The organism is Pseudomonas cremoris, assembly GCF_014230465.1.
The window spans coordinates 602362-617820 of record NZ_JAAXCY010000004.1 but is presented as its reverse complement, the minus strand read 5'-3'; the positions used below and the strand labels follow the sequence as shown (position 1 = coordinate 617820).

15 protein-coding genes are annotated in these 15459 nt (G+C 57.2%); 8 read left to right on the top strand and 7 right to left on the bottom strand.

Annotated elements, in window-relative coordinates; translation table 11 throughout:
• Window positions 1-109: 109 nt before the first annotated feature.
• Window positions 110-1303, bottom strand: a complete 1194-nt coding sequence (gene fabV, locus HF257_RS12825; RefSeq protein ID WP_185708699.1) for an enoyl-ACP reductase FabV — start codon at window positions 1301-1303, stop codon at window positions 110-112.
• A gap of 309 nt (window positions 1304-1612) precedes the next feature.
• Here fabV and HF257_RS12820 point away from each other — a divergent pair, with 309 nt between their 5' ends.
• Together HF257_RS12820 and ppnN are read left to right on the top strand one after the other, a co-directional pair.
• The gene (locus HF257_RS12820) at window positions 1613-2437 is read left to right on the top strand and encodes an aspartyl/asparaginyl beta-hydroxylase domain-containing protein (protein WP_185708698.1); all 825 of its coding nucleotides are present in this window, start codon (window positions 1613-1615) and stop codon (window positions 2435-2437) included.
• A 151-nt stretch (window positions 2438-2588) separates the two neighbouring features.
• Window positions 2589-3962 carry a nucleotide 5'-monophosphate nucleosidase PpnN gene (gene ppnN, locus HF257_RS12815; protein WP_185708697.1) on the top strand — a complete coding sequence of 458 codons (1374 nt, stop codon included), beginning with the start codon at window positions 2589-2591 and terminating at the stop codon, window positions 3960-3962.
• 1 nt (window position 3963) lies between these two features.
• Here the strand turns inward: ppnN and HF257_RS12810 are convergent, their stop codons facing one another.
• The 3 genes from HF257_RS12810 to mqo form a co-directional block, all read right to left on the bottom strand.
• Window positions 3964-4356, bottom strand: coding sequence for a RidA family protein (locus HF257_RS12810; RefSeq protein ID WP_185708696.1), 393 nt, complete (start codon window positions 4354-4356; stop codon window positions 3964-3966).
• A 116-nt stretch (window positions 4357-4472) separates the two neighbouring features.
• Entirely contained in the window at window positions 4473-4802 is a 330-nt protein-coding gene (locus tag HF257_RS12805) for a YXWGXW repeat-containing protein (RefSeq protein WP_185708695.1), read from the bottom strand.
• 264 nt (window positions 4803-5066) lie between these two features.
• A complete protein-coding gene (mqo, locus tag HF257_RS12800) occupies window positions 5067-6713 on the bottom strand; it encodes a malate dehydrogenase (quinone) (protein ID WP_185708694.1) in 1647 nt (548 codons plus the stop codon).
• Window positions 6714-7195: 482 nt separating this feature from the next.
• On the opposite strand from mqo, the gene HF257_RS12795 reads away from it, so the two are divergent.
• Window positions 7196-8383 carry an MFS transporter gene (locus HF257_RS12795; RefSeq protein ID WP_185708693.1) on the top strand — a complete coding sequence of 396 codons (1188 nt, stop codon included), beginning with the start codon at window positions 7196-7198 and terminating at the stop codon, window positions 8381-8383.
• Window positions 8384-8431: 48 nt separating this feature from the next.
• Here HF257_RS12795 and HF257_RS33295 read toward each other — a convergent pair whose 3' ends face one another.
• Window positions 8432-8641: a hypothetical protein gene (locus HF257_RS33295; RefSeq protein ID WP_233081476.1), complete on the bottom strand. Its 210-nt coding sequence runs from the start codon at window positions 8639-8641 to the stop codon at window positions 8432-8434.
• 246 nt (window positions 8642-8887) lie between these two features.
• On the opposite strand from HF257_RS33295, the gene HF257_RS12790 reads away from it, so the two are divergent.
• The 4 genes from HF257_RS12790 to tal all read left to right on the top strand — a co-directional run bounded on the left by HF257_RS12790 (window position 8888) and on the right by tal (window position 13036).
• On the top strand, window positions 8888-9547 hold the full coding sequence (locus tag HF257_RS12790) for a Wzz/FepE/Etk N-terminal domain-containing protein (protein ID WP_185712084.1): 660 nt from the start codon (window positions 8888-8890) through the stop codon (window positions 9545-9547).
• A 414-nt stretch (window positions 9548-9961) separates the two neighbouring features.
• Complete coding sequence (locus HF257_RS12785) at window positions 9962-10801, top strand: lipopolysaccharide kinase InaA family protein (protein WP_185708692.1); 840 nt, start codon at window positions 9962-9964, stop codon at window positions 10799-10801.
• A 102-nt stretch (window positions 10802-10903) separates the two neighbouring features.
• Complete coding sequence (gene dusA, locus HF257_RS12780) at window positions 10904-11899, top strand: tRNA dihydrouridine(20/20a) synthase DusA (RefSeq protein WP_185712083.1); 996 nt, start codon at window positions 10904-10906, stop codon at window positions 11897-11899.
• 210 nt (window positions 11900-12109) lie between these two features.
• Complete coding sequence (gene tal, locus HF257_RS12775; protein WP_185709355.1) at window positions 12110-13036, top strand: transaldolase; 927 nt, start codon at window positions 12110-12112, stop codon at window positions 13034-13036.
• A 133-nt stretch (window positions 13037-13169) separates the two neighbouring features.
• Here tal and rssC read toward each other — a convergent pair whose 3' ends face one another.
• Both rssC and rssB read right to left on the bottom strand, forming a co-directional pair.
• Window positions 13170-13652, bottom strand: coding sequence for an anti-sigma factor antagonist RssC (gene rssC, locus HF257_RS12770; RefSeq protein WP_010566476.1), 483 nt, complete (start codon window positions 13650-13652; stop codon window positions 13170-13172).
• Window positions 13652-14833 carry a two-component system response regulator RssB gene (gene rssB, locus HF257_RS12765; RefSeq protein ID WP_017737359.1) on the bottom strand — a complete coding sequence of 394 codons (1182 nt, stop codon included), beginning with the start codon at window positions 14831-14833 and terminating at the stop codon, window positions 13652-13654. The genes rssC and rssB overlap by 1 nt, the downstream gene beginning before the upstream one ends.
• A gap of 276 nt (window positions 14834-15109) precedes the next feature.
• Between rssB and HF257_RS12760 the strand changes: the two genes are divergently transcribed.
• Window positions 15110-15406, top strand: a complete 297-nt coding sequence (locus HF257_RS12760) for a PilZ domain-containing protein (protein WP_185709356.1) — start codon at window positions 15110-15112, stop codon at window positions 15404-15406.
• Window positions 15407-15459: the final 53 nt, after the last annotated feature.

Here is a 15459-nt window from a genome sequence, read left to right as displayed (position 1 = left end):
TCGAATGTGGGAGCGGGCTTGCTCGCGAAAGCGGTGCATCAGTCGCCCTATTCAGTGACTGACACTCCGTATTCGCGAGCAAGCCCGCTCGCACATTTTTCGACCGTGTTTAAGCCTGGATCAGGCCATTGATCTTCACGGTAGGGTTCACATCAGCGTCGTAATCCACGCCGTCGATTTCAAAGCCGAACAAGCGCAGGAATTCAGCCTTGTAACCGGCAAAATCACTGATCTCATTGACGTTGTCGTCGGTGACCTGGTTCCACAGTGCAGCCACGGCGTCCTGGACTTTAGGCTCCAGCTCAGCCAGGTCGGCACGCAGGCGGCCGTCGGCGTCGAGTTTCGGCTCGCTGCCGTACAGGCTGTCCTTGAACAGGCCGTAGACCTGCTCGATGCAGCCTTCGTGGGTGCCCTGCTCTTTCATCACTTTGAACAGCAGCGACAGGTACAGCGGCATGATCGGGATCGCCGAGCTCGCCTGGGTGACCACGGCCTTGAGCACCGACACACGGGCGTCGCCCTTGAGTGCCGCGAGGTTGTCGCGCAGGGTCAGGACTTTCTTGTCGAGGTCTTTCTTGGCTTCGCCGATGGAGCCGTTCCAGTAGATGTCCTGGGTCAGCTTCTCGCCGAGGTAGGTGAACGCGGTGGTCTTGGCGCCTTCGGCCAACACGTCGGCGTCACGCAGGGCGTCGATCCACAGCTGCCAGTCTTCGCCACCCATCACTTTGACGGTGCCGTCGATTTCTTCCTGGGTCGCAGGCTCAAGCGTGGTGTCAACCACAACGCCCTTGTCGGTGTTGATCCCGCGCAGGGTCACGGCCTTGCCGATCGGCTTGAGGGTGGAGTTGTGCACCACGCCTTGCGGGTCGGTACGGCGTGGCGCAGCCAGGCTGTAGACCACCAGGTCGATCTTGCCCAGGTCCTTCTTGATGGTTTCGATGGTCAGGCGCTTGATCTCGTCGGAGAACGCGTCGCCGTTGATGCTCTTGGCGTACAGGCCTTTTTCGACAGCAAACTTCTCGAACGCGGCGCTGTTGTACCAGCCGGCCGAGCTCAACTTACCTTCTTCGCCTTCTTTCTCAAAAAACACGCCCAGGGTATCGGCGCCGCAGCCAAACGCAGCACTGATGCGCGCGGCCAGGCCGTAGCCGGTGGAAGCGCCGAGAACCAGCACCTTCTTGGGGCCGCCTTCGATGGCGCCGTGCTGGGTGACGTAGTCGATCTGTTCCTTGACGTTCGCTTCACAGCCAACAGGGTGAGCGGTCACACAGATAAAGCCACGAACCCGCGGTTTGATGATCATAAAATTTCTGCCTCTTCCAAGGGGTCGACGGCCAGTGGTGGCCATTCAACTTCATTCGTACCGGTCTATGACGTCCGAAAAACCGAAGCGTCACGATAGTCGCAAATCTTGCGTTTACAAAATCCAATCAACAAAACGCTGAGCGGGTTAAAAACTGTGTAAAGCCTTCACAATTTCGCAATATTTAAAACGCCCGACTGAGGGATAAAGCCCTATTATAAGGAGATTGTTTCCATATATTTCAAAGCCTGGCGGATCGCGATGCCGGGGGCTGGAGTCTATACATCTTCCCCGCTGGAGCTGAGCTGCATGAGTGCGAGTGTCATCCGCAAGAGAATGGTTTCGGCCGCCTGGGTGCTGGGCGTGTTGCTGATCATTTATTGCTTCCCGGTTACTACCCTGGTGTTCCTGGCCCTGGTGCTGGTGTGCGGTGTCTACGATTTTTTGCGCAACGGCCTATACGACCGCGCGACCATCAAGAAATACTTCATTGGCAGTGGTCGCAACACCTGGCTGTTGGCGCCGTTCAACACGCTGTTCGACCTGCTGAGTTCGCGCAACCGCCACGTTTACACGATGAACGACTTGCCCGCCGCGTGGCGTGAAGACCTGCAACAGGTGATCGACGACGCCATGGCCCACAAGGATGAAATCATCGGCTACCTGGACGAGCGCATGGCGGAAAAAAAGCGCGGCATGCTGTTTTTCCAATGGTACGGACGGCCCATCGAAACCACCCTCGACATTCCGAAACTCCGGGAAAAACTGCCGTTCGTGAAAACCATCGGTGTGTCCGTGTTTAACGAAAACCGCTCGACCTCCTTTCACTTCGGCCCCCTGCGCATGATGTTCCGCGTGCTCTACAACATGGCGCCGGCGCCCCATCACGACGGCGTGTACATCCAGGTTGGCAAGCACAAGCATTACTGGCACGACGACCCGCTGTTTATCTTCGATGACACGCTGATGCATGCGTCCTTCAACAAAAACGACGCAAAGCGTTACTGCCTGTTTATCGATATCGTGCGGCCGACCCCATTGCCTTCGGTGCTCAACGCCGTGATTGCGGGTTTTGCCGGGATGGTCTTTACCCTGCGTCGGGTTTTCTACAAAAACTGGAAGCTGATTCAGTAAGTTCTGCGGCATGATGGTGCCGGACGGGGTTTGCACTCGGCCTTGGGCCTGAGGTAAAAAACCGTCCCGTGCGACCGAATTCGGCGCCCACCCTTCTCAAGCCATCGCGGCGCCATCAAGGGCGCGGTGGCTGCGCCTTCAAGGAATCAGAATGCCCCAACGTCAAGTCATCAATGCCTCCGTCAGCCCCAAGGGCAGCCTCGAAACCCTGTCCCAACGTGAAGTCCAGCAACTGAGCGAAGCCGGTACCGGCAGCATCTACACCCTCTTTCGTCAGTGCGCGCTGGCCATCCTCAACACCGGCGCGCATATCGACAACGCCAAGACCATTCTCGACGCCTATAAAGACTTTGAGGTGCGTATCCACCAGCAGGATCGTGGCGTACGCCTCGAACTGTTGAACGCTCCGGCCGACGCTTTCGTCGATGGCGAAATGATCGCCAGCACCCGTGAAATGCTGTTCAGCGCCCTGCGCGATATCGTCTACACCGAGAACGAGTTGGACAGTCAGCGCATCGACCTGAGCAATTCCCAAGGCATCACCGACTACGTGTTCCACTTGCTGCGCAACGCCCGCACCCTGCGCCCCGGTGTCGAGCCGAAAATCGTGGTGTGCTGGGGCGGGCACTCGATCAATACCGAAGAATACAAATACACCAAGAAAGTCGGCCACGAACTGGGCCTGCGCAGCCTCGATGTGTGCACCGGTTGCGGCCCTGGTGTAATGAAAGGCCCGATGAAAGGCGCGACTATTTCCCACGCCAAGCAACGCATCACCGGCGGGCGCTACCTGGGCCTGACCGAGCCGGGCATCATCGCAGCCGAGGCGCCGAACCCGATCGTCAACGAACTGGTGATCCTGCCGGACATCGAAAAACGCCTGGAAGCGTTCGTGCGTGTCGGCCACGGCATCATCATCTTCCCGGGCGGCGCCGGCACGGCTGAAGAGTTCCTGTACCTGCTGGGTATCCTGATGCACCCGGACAACCGTGACCTGCCGTTCCCGGTCATCCTCACGGGGCCAAAACACGCAGCGCCCTACCTGCAGCAATTGCACGCGTTTGTCGGCGCAACGCTGGGCGAGGCCGCACAGGCGCACTACCAGATCATCATCGACGACCCGGCCGAAGTGGCTCGCCAGATGACCGCCGGGCTCAAGGCAGTGAAGCAATTTCGTCGCGAACGTAATGACGCCTTCCACTTCAACTGGCTGCTGAAGATCGATGAGGGTTTCCAGCGCCCGTTCGACCCAACGCACGCCAATATGGCCGCGCTGCAACTGAGCCACTCGCTGCCACCGCATGAGTTGGCCGCCAACCTGCGCCGCGCGTTCTCAGGCATTGTGGCAGGCAACGTGAAGGACAAGGGTATCCGTCTGATCGAGCAAAATGGCCCTTACGAGATCCACGGCGACCCGGCCATCATGAAACCGCTGGACGAGTTGCTGCAGGCCTTCGTGGCGCAGCACCGCATGAAATTGCCAGGTGGCGCGGCGTATGTGCCGTGTTATCGCGTGGTTCAATAACTCAGCGCTGTACGGCCACACATTTGATTTCCACCAACAAACCGGGATGCGCCAGTTCTGACACGCCAATCGTCGTCCAGGCGCAATGCCCGCGTGGAAACAGGCGGTTTTTCACTTCACGAAAAACCGCCATGTGCTGGCTCATGTTGACGTGGTAAGTGGTCATGTCCACCACATCGTCGAAGCTGCATCCGCCCTCCTCCAACACCACTCGCAGGTTCTCCCAGGCGGCGACGAATTGCGCCTCTGGGTCGTCGATCACAGCCAGTTCTGGTGTGCGACCGACCTGCCCGGCGCAGTAAAGGGTGTTGCCGACCTTTACTGCCGGGACGTAACCGGCGCGCTCGACAATAGGGTGCATGGCGGCAGGGATGATGAGGTGGCGGTCGGTCATGGACTGTCTCTCTTTACGGTCGTCTACAGGCGTGTCGATGGGGTAAGTCGGGCAATCTTTTTACCTGTTCCGATTAACCCACGCCACACACAGTGGCCGCTTCGATCTAGCCGGGATCAACGTATCCAGCCCCCCACCTGCCAGTGGTAGCCGTCATTGCGTTGTACCCAGTGCGGATGCACGTAACGATAACCTTCGCGCACCTGCTCCCAGTGACCGTGTACCGCGACGTATCGCCCACCTTCCCAACGCCAGTAGCCGCGCGACCAGATATAACCGTAACGGGGTGCGGGCTCGACTTCGATCACTTGGACCGGTGGCGGTTGCGGAGCAACGACTTCAACATACTCCCGTTGCACCGGCCCACGCTCATGCACAACACGCTCTTGCACACACCCGGACGCCGCGACGACGACCGCCGCCAATGCCGCATAACGTAGCAACATACACATTCCTCGGGCGTGATCGCCCAACACATACACCGGTAAAAAATGCCCCCTTGCTACAGCCTCGCTCCTGCTTGGCTCTGGGATATTTTTAACAGGTCGTGTCTGTCGGATTGCTGAACCCGTTGCGACCGAAACGCAGCAGCAAAGGCGTAGGTAATCCGGCTGCTCGATAAGCCAGGGCACGCCATCGCCAACCAACGCCCAATAAAAAGCCCGCTGACCGTTACCGGTTCAGCGGGCTTTGTTGCATCTCGACTTGGCTTACAGCGCCAGGTCAGACGCAGGCTTGCTCGGCTCAGCCGCAGGCTTGGCAGCCTCGGTGGCTTTTGGAGCAGCCAGTTGCGGAATTGCAGGCGGTGGAGTCAGTTGCAGGACGCCGGCGGTGTAGGCCCACTCCTTGGCAACCGCTTCCGGGCTGTCGTTCAGCTTGGTGCCGTAGCTCGGTACGATCTGGTGCAGCTTGGCCTGCCACTCAGGGGTCGCAACCTTGTCCTTGAACACTTTCTGCAGCACGGTCAGCATGATCGGAGCCGCGGTGGACGCGCCTGGCGATGCACCCAGCAGGCCTGCGATGGAGTTGTCGGCAGAGCTGACCACTTCGGTACCGAGTTTCAGGACGCCGCCCAACTCTGGGTCACGCTTGATGATCTGCACGCGCTGACCGGCTTGCCACAGGCGCCAGTCTTCTTTCTTGGCGTTCGGGAAGTACTCTTTCAGGGCGTTGTAGCGGTCGTCATCCGACAGCATCAGTTGGCCAGCAAGGTACTCGACCAGTGGGTACTCACGCACACCAACACGGGTCATCGGCCAGATGTTGTGGGTGGTAGTACTGGTCAGCAGGTCCAGGTACGAGCCTTCTTTCAGGAACTTGGTCGAGAAGGTGGCGAATGGGCCAAACAGAATTACGCGCTTGCCATCCAGTACGCGGGTGTCCAGGTGCGGAACCGACATCGGCGGTGCGCCAACCGAAGCCTTACCGTAGGCCTTGGCCAGGTGCTGCTCGGCGATAGCTGGGTTATCGGTAACCAGGAACGAACCACCAACCGGGAAGGCCGCGTAGTCCTTGGCTTCAGGAATACCCGACTTTTGCAGCAAGTGCAGTGCACCGCCGCCGGCGCCGATGAACACGAACTTGGCGTCGGTTTCAGTCTTGGTGCCGTCTTTCAGGTTTTTGTAGCTCACACGCCACGAACCGTCGGCGTTGCGGGTGATGTCCTGCACTTCGCTCGACAGTTTCAGGTCAAACTTCGGCGTGGTTTGCAGGTGAGCAACGAACTGGCGGGTGATCTCGCCGAAGTTCACGTCGGTGCCGATCGGGGTCCAGGTGGCCGCGATTTTCTGGTTCGGGTCACGCCCTTCCATCATCAGCGGAACCCACTTGGCGATCTGCGCCGGGTCTTCGGAGTACTGCATGCCAGCAAACAGCGGGCTCGCTTGCAGGGCTTCGTAGCGCTTCTTCAGGAACTTGATGTTGTCATCGCCCCACACAAAGCTCATGTGCGGCGTGGAGTTGATGAACGAACGCGGGTTCTTCAGCACGCCCTGCTGGACCTGCCAGGACCAGAACTGACGGGAGATCTGGAACGCTTCGTTGATCTCGACCGCTTTCGGGATCTCAACGTTGCCGTTCTTGTCTTCCGGGGTGTAGTTCAGCTCAGCCAGGGCCGAGTGACCGGTACCGGCGTTGTTCCAGCCGTTGGAGCTTTCTTCGGCCACGCCATCAAGGCGCTCGACCATCTCCATCGACCAGTCCGGCTGCAGCTCATTGAGCCATACACCCAGGGTTGCACTCATGATGCCGCCGCCGATCAGCAGCACATCGACTTTCTTTGCCTCTTGCGCGTGAACGGAGCTGATCCCCAGCGACAAAGCCAGCCCTAGCAAGGCAGTGTTTACTTTTTTAAACATCAGTAGCACCTATGATAAAACGCCATCCGCCCTACCACCCCGGATCATGAGCAAGCCACCATTACGCTGCGCCAGGCAACGCACCGCGGGGTTTGCACATTCACTTGAGGGCCGCAGGGTGGGCACACAAGGTCGATGTATCGACCTCACTTTTATGTCCCTTCTGCGCTGACTTTTTATCATTATTGGCTTCAGCTACCTGGGCGACAGCCAATCGCTGGGACGCATACGGATGTACGCACCAGAAAGAGACTAGACCAAGACGGCGCGCAGAATATCACGGCAAACGGCGTTTATGCGCCGTTTGGCCAATTGACAGCTCTAAATCGCAGCTTTTAACGCGCCGGTGTCAAGCGTGGCAGCCGCGACCTGAGGTCACAGGCCTGGAACTCTCACGCCAACGGCTGTTCTAGACACCTTCGCCGCCGCTTGCGTAGCATCGACGGCTCTTCTTCGTACCCCCCATCCACACAGAGTTACCCATGACTATCCAGCAAACACCCGGGCACGTACTGCCCGCGCGCAGCGCCGCCAAAATGGAAGCTGCCATGGCCGTGGGCGCCTTCGCGATCGGTACCGGCGAATTTTCCATCATGGGCTTGATGCCCGACATCGCGCAGAACTTGGGCTTAAGCGAACCCCAAGTCGGCCATGCCATCAGCGCCTACGCGCTGGGCGTCATGGTCGGCGCCCCACTGCTGGCGATTCTCGGCGCCAAATTACTACGTAAACACATGCTGCTGTTGCTGATGGGCCTGTACGCCTTGGGCAACTTGGCCACGGCGTTTACCCCGACCTTCGGCTCGCTGGTGGCCTTCCGCTTTATCAGCGGCCTGCCACACGGTGCCTATTTCGGCATCGCTGCCGTGGTCGCTTCCAGCATGGTGCCCACTGACAAACGTGCTGGCGCTGTCGCACGCGTAATGATGGGCCTGACCCTGGCCATGCTGCTCGGCAACCCCATTGCCACCTTCCTCGGCCAACACTTGGGCTGGCGCTCGGCGTTCGCATTGGTCAGCGTGATCGCCCTGTGCACCATCGCCTTGGTCTGGCAATTCGTTCCCCACCGCCACGACGAACAACGCAGCGACCCGCGCAAGGAACTGCGCGCCTTCACCAAACCCCAGGTGTGGATGGCACTCTCTATCGGTGCTATTGGCTTTGCCGGCATGTTCTGCGTGTTCAGCTACCTCGCCCCGACCATGCTCGAAGTGACCAAAGTGTCGCCGCAGTGGATTCCGTTTGGGCTGGCGGCGTTTGGCGTGGGTGGCATCATCGGCAACATCGCCGGCGGCAAGCTGTTTGATCGCATGCAGTTCCGTGCGGTGGGCTTGATCCTGGTGTGGTCGATGGCCGTGCTGGTGCTCTTCCCGTTTGCCGCCGGGTCGTTGTGGAGCGTACTTCTGGGAATCGGCCTGGTGGGCACCATGGTGTCAATGGCCGCACCGCTGCAGATCCGCCTGATGGACATCGCGCACGAGGCGCCTAGCCTAGCAGCTGCGTCCAATCATGCGGCGTTCAACCTCGCCAACGCACTGGGCCCGTGGTTTGGCGGGATGGCGATTAGCGCGGGACTGGGATGGACCAGTACCGGCTATATCGGAGCGGCCACGGCACTGGTCGGACTAGGCGTTTACCTGATAGCACGGCGCATGCCGGGCGGGCATTGATTAGGTAGATAAAAGCTAAGTGGGCAGGTAAATCTGCCCACTTCGATCTCAATCGTGCAGCAAGTCGGAACTGTACTGGTTGAAACTATTACCAATCCCGCTTCCTCCGAAGTTTACTCTGGTCGCGTTGCCAGATCCGTGGCCATCGAGGGATTGGCAACCTTCGGAGAGGCACGTGCTGGTGCTCATGCCTGAACATGCGCTAATAACCAACGCTGCGCCGGCAATGATCATGGCTTTGATAAGGTTCGAGCGCATTTTTCAAGTCCCTGAAGGCTGAGGCGTGAACGTTTATATCGTTTGGGTGATCGTATGCCGGTGAGACGCTGGCATTCATGAAACCTCAATGAGCGACAGCTACGGTTCAGGGTGCGGAGGGTAGTGATCGCACTAAATGACGCATCTTCAAACAAGAAATATTCGCATCTATTCCACACGGGAATAAAAAGTGTCTCGATGTGTTTTTTTCTCTACAATTCGGGCACGTTTAGAAAGGAATTTTTCGTGAGCATTTCAACGAATTCAAATAACCGTCCTAGTGATGAGATAGATCTGGTCCCGCTGATCCAAGCCCTCTGGACCAATAAGATAATTATCCTGGCAACAACAGTCGCAGGCGCTGTCATTTCACTGTCCCTCTATATGACGTCGGCAGAGGAATGGACGGCCAGCACTTACATCACAAAATCATCACTTTATAATTTATATAACGAAGTGAATAAAAAAGAGCTGGCAGCCGGAACTTCACCACCGCAAGTAGAACTGCAGCTGTATAGCTCAATACAGAATGATCTTTTCTACACCTCCATGGGCGTCATGGCATCGCAATCCATTTCATTAAAAGAAAGCGGTCCTAAGACAGGTAGAAATGAGGCCGTTCTCTACGTAGCGTCAGCCACCGCACCCTCCGCAGAGCAAGCCAAGTCTCAACTCAAGACAGCAATGGACACTGCGAATAACGAAGCCATTGCGCTTAACCTGCCAGCTTTAGCTCCTGAAAATAGCCTGAGAGCCTTCAACACGCTTGACGAAGTTAAAATCGGCAACAGCAAAAACAGTAAAAAATCTGCCGCACTTGGCGCCTTTTTAGGGTTAGTACTTGGGTGCATATTCGTGGTTGGCCGCGTCCTGCTCCGCCAATACAAAAGCTCAAATCCCGCTTAAGACCATTCATACCAACTCGCTGGTCAACCTATAAATGGCGTAGACCAGCGAAAGCGTAACTAAAACGATAAAAAATTTCGCATAAAGTGTTGTTTTCATTGTTAGCACTTAAAGTTTGAAATAATGGCGCAATGCCATTATTGCACCACGCAATTATTTTTTCACGCCAATTTTTCCCTCCCGAAGAACAAAAATCCCGCCCACTTGCGCCATGAAACTCAGCAGAATTTCAGTGCTGACCGTCAACCACACGGTAAAAAAACTCACAAAAACAAAGCACAGTCAATTATGGAAAACCCTTAAAGCTACCTTTATGACTTAAATTTAATGTTTAGACAGGTGATGTTCAGGTTGGATCCAATAGGTGCAGCCTGTAACATATCTGTCATATTTCACGAACAACAAGGATGTGTTTTGAGCTTTCCTGACAACACCGTGCTCCAGAGCTTTCCTGCAACCCTCAACCACCGCAACGCGACGATCTTCACCGCTAACCGCACCGACTCCAGCGCTCAGCAAGCAATTGAGGATTTGATCGACGCCCGCCTTCAATTGCGAGACCGCGTCAGTGCTCCCCTCAAAGGGATGGAGAACGACCTGTTCGCCAAATCCCAGCCCCTTGACAGCCTCAGACCAAAGCTTAGAGTGACGTTCGGGCGCGCAAAGCGTGACGGAGCGTTCGACTGGCCAGTAGAAGAAGTCATCAATACTCTAGGCGCACAAAAACGCGGCGCCCCCGTCGCCGGCCTGTATGGTTTCGGCTACAGGAAATCAGCTCTCGGCCTGATCCAGGAATTCTTCATATTCACCGAAATGCTCGACGGCCACCTTAATGGGCTCACATGGCTCAAGCGCGAACGCAACATTCAGAACCTAATTCACGTGTCCTTTAATCTGCTGCATGCTTTACACAGCAAAGACATCGTCCACATGGATTTCTGGGCCAACAACGTAATGATCGATCCGCAGCAACCCACACGAGCCAAGGCAATCGATCTGGAAAACTGCTTCCTCACCCCCACGGACCACCTCACTGAAGTCCTAGCGTTTCAATTCGGCTTTTATTACCGTCGGGAAATTTTCCGGTTCGTGATCGAGCACGATTACGATCGGTTGGTTTTTGAAGAGCTCGGTAAATATGACGGCATTGATCGCCGCCGTTTTGATGAGATTTACGCGCTAAGCAAACATGAGAATATAAGTCGCCGGGCACGACGCGAGATTTTTCATAAAGGGACGGTTGTTACAGGGTGAGCCCAGGCAATCACACAAGCGCTGAGAAGAGGTAGGCCCGGAATCCTGCCTCTGGATTCCTGATAAACTCGCGCACTCTGCCCTACCCACTCAGATTGCCCAATGCCCCTGACGACCGTTCCACCGCAACCGCTTTCCCGCCGCTTTTCCGTCGCGCCGATGATGGATTGGACCGACCGCCACTGCCGGTTCTTCCTACGCCTACTCTCCAAACACGCCCTGCTTTACACCGAGATGGTCACCACCGGTGCGATCCTGCACGGCGACCACGAGCGCTTCCTGCGCCACAACGAAGCAGAGCACCCTCTCGCGCTGCAGTTGGGCGGCAGTGTCCCCGCCGACTTGGCCGCCTGCGCCCGCATGGCCGAGGCTGCCGGTTACGACGAAGTGAACCTGAACGTCGGCTGCCCCAGCGATCGGGTGCAGAACAATATGATCGGCGCGATTCTGATGGCGCACCCTGCGCTGGTAGCAGATTGCGTGAAGGCAATGCGAGATGCGGTGTCGACTCCCGTGACGGTGAAGCACCGCATCGGAATTAATGGGCGGGACAGTTATGCCGAGTTGTGTGATTTCGTCGGCACAGTAAAAGAGGCGGGGTGCACCAGTTTTACGGTGCATGCGCGAATTGCCATTCTGGAAGGGTTGTCGCCCAAGGAAAACCGCGACATTCCGCCGTTGCGGTATGACGTGGCGGCTCAGTTGAAGCGGGACTTTCCTGATTTGGAGATTGTGCTTAACGGCGGGATCAAGACGCTGGAAGCATGCCAAGAGCATTTGCAGACGTTTGATGGGGTGATGCTGGGTCGCGAGGCTTATCACAATCCGTACTTGCTGGCGGAAGTGGATCAGCGGTTGTTTGGTAGTGACGCGCCGGTGATCAGTCGGGCGGAGGCGTTGACGCAGCTGCGGCCTTACATTGCCGAGCATTTGGCGACCGGTGGCTCGATGCACCATATCACCCGGCATATTCTCGGGCTGGGGACGGGCTTTCCGGGGGCGCGCAAGTTCAGGCAGTTGTTGTCGGTGGACATTCACAAGGCGAGTGATCCGTTGGCGTTGCTGGATCAGGCTGGGGCGTTGCTGGAAGGACGTTGAGCACACGGGCGGTGCCTGCGGGTTTGAATCCGGTCTTATGGGATTCGGTTGAACCTGCCGGCCGTTTTGCCCTCCTATTTAGCACCAAGGCCAATGTTTCAAACGGCCGTTTTCAGGTTGTTGCCCTCGCAAACGATCGAACGCATTTGCGCCTTGAGCGCCTGTCAGCGCTCGGGTAATGTCAACAGACCCATAGGACAGAGCACGCCCATGACTTCCAAGCTGGAACAACTCAAGCAAATCACCACTGTCGTAGCCGATACCGGCGATTTTGAAGCTATCGCCCGGGTCAAACCGCAAGACGCCACCACCAACCCTTCCCTCCTGCTCAAGGCCGCCTCGATCCCTGCTTATGCCAAGCTGCTGGACGAGTGCGTGAAGGACTGCAACGGTGACGTGGGCCTGGCCAGCGACCGCTTCGCGGTGGCGGTGGGCCAAGAGATTCTGAAAGTGGTTCCGGGGCGCATTTCCACCGAAGTGGATGCCCGCCTGTCGTTCGACACTGATGCCGTGCTCAAACGTGCGCACCGCTTGATCGACTTGTACGAAAAGGCCGGTATTGGTCGTGACCGTGTACTGATCAAGATCGCGTCCACCTGGGAAGGCATCCGCGCTGCAGAGAAGCTGGAAAAAGAAGGCATCCAGACCAACCTGACCCTGCTGTTCTCCTTTGCCCAGGCCGTAGCTTGTGCAGAGGCGGGCGTGTTCCTGATTTCGCCGTTTGTGGGCCGTATTTACGACTGGTACAAGAAAGCCAATGGCAACGACTACACCGGCGCTGATGATCCAGGCGTGCAGTCGGTGACACGCATCTACAACTACTACAAGGCCAATGGCTACAAGACCGTAGTCATGGGCGCAAGCTTCCGTAACTTGAGCCAGATCGAAGAGCTGGCCGGTTGCGATCGCCTGACCATCAGCCCTGACCTGCTAGAGAAACTGGCCGCTGATAACGGTAAGCTGGAACGTAAGCTGTCGCCGGGTCATGCCGGTGAAGCGCGGGTACATTTGAGTGAAGCGCAGTTCCGTTGGGAGTCCAACGAGGATGCGATGGCGACTGAGAAGCTGGCAGAAGGCATCCGCCAGTTTGCTCGGGACCAGGAGAAGCTGGAAGCGCTGTTGACTGCCAAGCTGTAAGGCAGGCGAAGACAAAAAGGGCGGCACCTGTGAGGGTGCCGCCCTTTTTTATGTCAGCTGGAAATGCGGTGTTGGGGGAGCGCATTCGCGAGCAAGCCCGTTCCCACATTTTGATCATATTTTCAGCTGGATATCAGTGGCGCTCCAAGGCGTTGACGAGGTCGTGGAATGCTTCCCGATTGGACTCGTTCAACCCCATCAGGATCTTGTGCGCTTCCAGCACCTTGATCCGCACGACTTCCTCGGACTGGTCCTGGGACGGCAGGTCGGTCAGGCATTCCGGGCAAGGGATTGGGCGGTCAACGATGTTGAACACCTGATCGAAACCCATGGACTGCAACAGACGGGTGATGTCTTCGTGGGTGGTGACGACCGTAGGCAACAGGCCGACCTTCTGCCGAGACAGAATGGACAGCTTGGCCAACAGCCCAAGGGTGGTGCTATCGATGCTGCGGGTTTCGGTCAGATCAATCACGATCGCCGAGAAATTCAACGCAGTGAAGATCCGCTCAATCGTCGCATCCAGCGCCGAACACAAGGTCAGGCGCACTTCACCGACAAACTTCAGGACGAAGGTCCCGTCTTGCTCGGCGAATTGGATTCTTCCGGTACTCATCAAAGATTCCTGCTCAACACCAATAGGGCGATATCATCCGGCATCTCCCCCAGCGTGGCCAATCCAAACACTTGCCGCAGGCCATCCAGGCTGCCGCCTGCCGACTTGACCTTTTGGGGCAAGGCGGCTTCTTTCTCCTTGAGTGTAGGCTCTGGAAGGAGGTCCAGGATGCCATCAGACATCAGCGTAAGGCTAAATGTCGGCGGCAGTTCCAGGATGTGGTCCTCGTAGGTCGCTTCATTAAACAAGCCTACGGGCAGACCACGGCCTTCCAGGTAACGCACACTGTCTGGAGTGTATAAAACCGGCATCGGCAGGTGACCGCCGATGCTGTAGGTCAAAAGACCGGTTTCTTCATCAATAACGCCGCCGACCATCGTCACGTGCTTGCCCAGCTTGCAGCTGATCAGGCCTCGGTTGATGTGGCCAAGCACCTCGGAAGGGGTGAACTCCGGCAAGGTGCCATTGCGCTTGGATTCGAACAACAGCCGTGTCGTCATGAACTTCAACAACACCGTAACAAAAGCAGAAGACGCGCCATGGCCGGAAACATCGGCCAGGTAAAACGCAACACGCCGCTCATCGACACGGAAGTAGTCGACAAAATCACCCGACAAATACAGTGACGGGATGATCTGGTGCGCAAACTGGAACTCGTCGATGGTCCATGGGCTGACCGGCAGCATGTTCATCTGCACCTGGCGACCGGCGTTCTGGTCTTCCTGGAGCAGATTCAGGCTGGCTTCAAGCTCACGGTTGGCGGTTTCAAGCTTTTCGCGGTAGCGCTGGTTTTCCAGCAGCAGACGTGCACGATCCAGGGCACGGCGCACCGAGTGCTCCAGTACCGCCAGGTCTTCCAGGGGTTTGATCAGGTAATCCGCAGCGCCCAGGCGCAGGGCCTCGACGGCATCGTTCATCACCCCGGCACCGGACACGACAATCACCGGCGTCTGCGGAGCAAGCTCGGTCACCTGGCGAATCAGCTCCAGGCCGCCCATCTGGGGCATGCGCAGATCGCAGATCACGAGGTCGGGCTTGTCGCGCTCGAACACCTGGAGACCCTGTTGGCCGTTGCTGGCCTGCAGGACGCTGAAGCCACTGTCTTCCAAATAGGCCGCGAGACTCGCGCGCACTACTTCGTCGTCATCGATTATCAGCAGCGTGGCACTGGTTTTTTGCATGTGGGCAAACGGCGCCAGAATTAGGTTGGCGTAGGTGGCTCGACAATGGCCGGGCTCACGTACTGGATTCGCTTTCTAGCCTCTCTGTCCTACAAAGCACGGGCTTTTGGCCCACGCACAACTGTAAAGCAGAGGTGCCCTTCTAAGGCGCAGACGGTACTCCCATCCGTCAGGGGTTTCAAGCTCATGCCGATGGTCGCCGAGCGTCTTTACATCGCAAATCACCGGGAGTTATAAGAACACGCACGACCACAACACAAAGTAAGGATGGAGCCCATGAGCGAACACGCGCGCGACTACGCCGAAAAACGCGATTTCATCCGTATGCGTGTAGATGCCGATGTATCTTTGATCCACGCAGGGCAGGAGATTGCCGCCGTTTGCGTGGACCTTTCCAGCTCCGGCATGCAAGTGCAGGCACCCCGCCAGTTCAAGGTCGGCGACCGACTGAAGGTGCGCATCGACTCAGAGCACGCAGCCCTGAAAGGCCTGGAAGCCGACACCGAAGTGGTATGGACAAAAACCGCCGGAGAAGACCAGCACCTGGGCCTCAAGATCCTGAAAATGCACTGAAATTCGCGCACAAAAAAGGCGACCCCTGGGTCGCCTTTTTTCATTTCAAAACA

Bases quoted from the DNA above. Each gene is read 5' to 3' on its own strand.
- tal (WP_185709355.1), top strand. From the start codon at position 12,110: ATGACTTCCAAGCTGGAACAACTCAAGCAAATCACCACTGTCGTAGCC.
- rssC (WP_010566476.1), bottom strand. From the start codon at position 13,652: ATGAGTACCGGAAGAATCCAATTCGCCGAGCAAGACGGGACCTTCGTC.
- fabV (WP_185708699.1), bottom strand. From the start codon at position 1,303: ATGATCATCAAACCGCGGGTTCGTGGCTTTATCTGTGTGACCGCTCAC.
- rssB (WP_017737359.1), bottom strand. From the start codon at position 14,833: ATGCAAAAAACCAGTGCCACGCTGCTGATAATCGATGACGACGAAGTA.
- ppnN (WP_185708697.1), top strand. From the start codon at position 2,589: ATGCCCCAACGTCAAGTCATCAATGCCTCCGTCAGCCCCAAGGGCAGC.
- HF257_RS12810 (WP_185708696.1), bottom strand. From the start codon at position 4,356: ATGACCGACCGCCACCTCATCATCCCTGCCGCCATGCACCCTATTGTC.
- HF257_RS33295 (WP_233081476.1), bottom strand. From the start codon at position 8,641: ATGCGCTCGAACCTTATCAAAGCCATGATCATTGCCGGCGCAGCGTTG.
- dusA (WP_185712083.1), top strand. From the start codon at position 10,904: ATGCCCCTGACGACCGTTCCACCGCAACCGCTTTCCCGCCGCTTTTCC.
- HF257_RS12805 (WP_185708695.1), bottom strand. From the start codon at position 4,802: ATGTTGCTACGTTATGCGGCATTGGCGGCGGTCGTCGTCGCGGCGTCC.
- mqo (WP_185708694.1), bottom strand. From the start codon at position 6,713: ATGTTTAAAAAAGTAAACACTGCCTTGCTAGGGCTGGCTTTGTCGCTG.
- HF257_RS12795 (WP_185708693.1), top strand. From the start codon at position 7,196: ATGACTATCCAGCAAACACCCGGGCACGTACTGCCCGCGCGCAGCGCC.
- HF257_RS12820 (WP_185708698.1), top strand. From the start codon at position 1,613: ATGAGTGCGAGTGTCATCCGCAAGAGAATGGTTTCGGCCGCCTGGGTG.
- HF257_RS12760 (WP_185709356.1), top strand. From the start codon at position 15,110: ATGAGCGAACACGCGCGCGACTACGCCGAAAAACGCGATTTCATCCGT.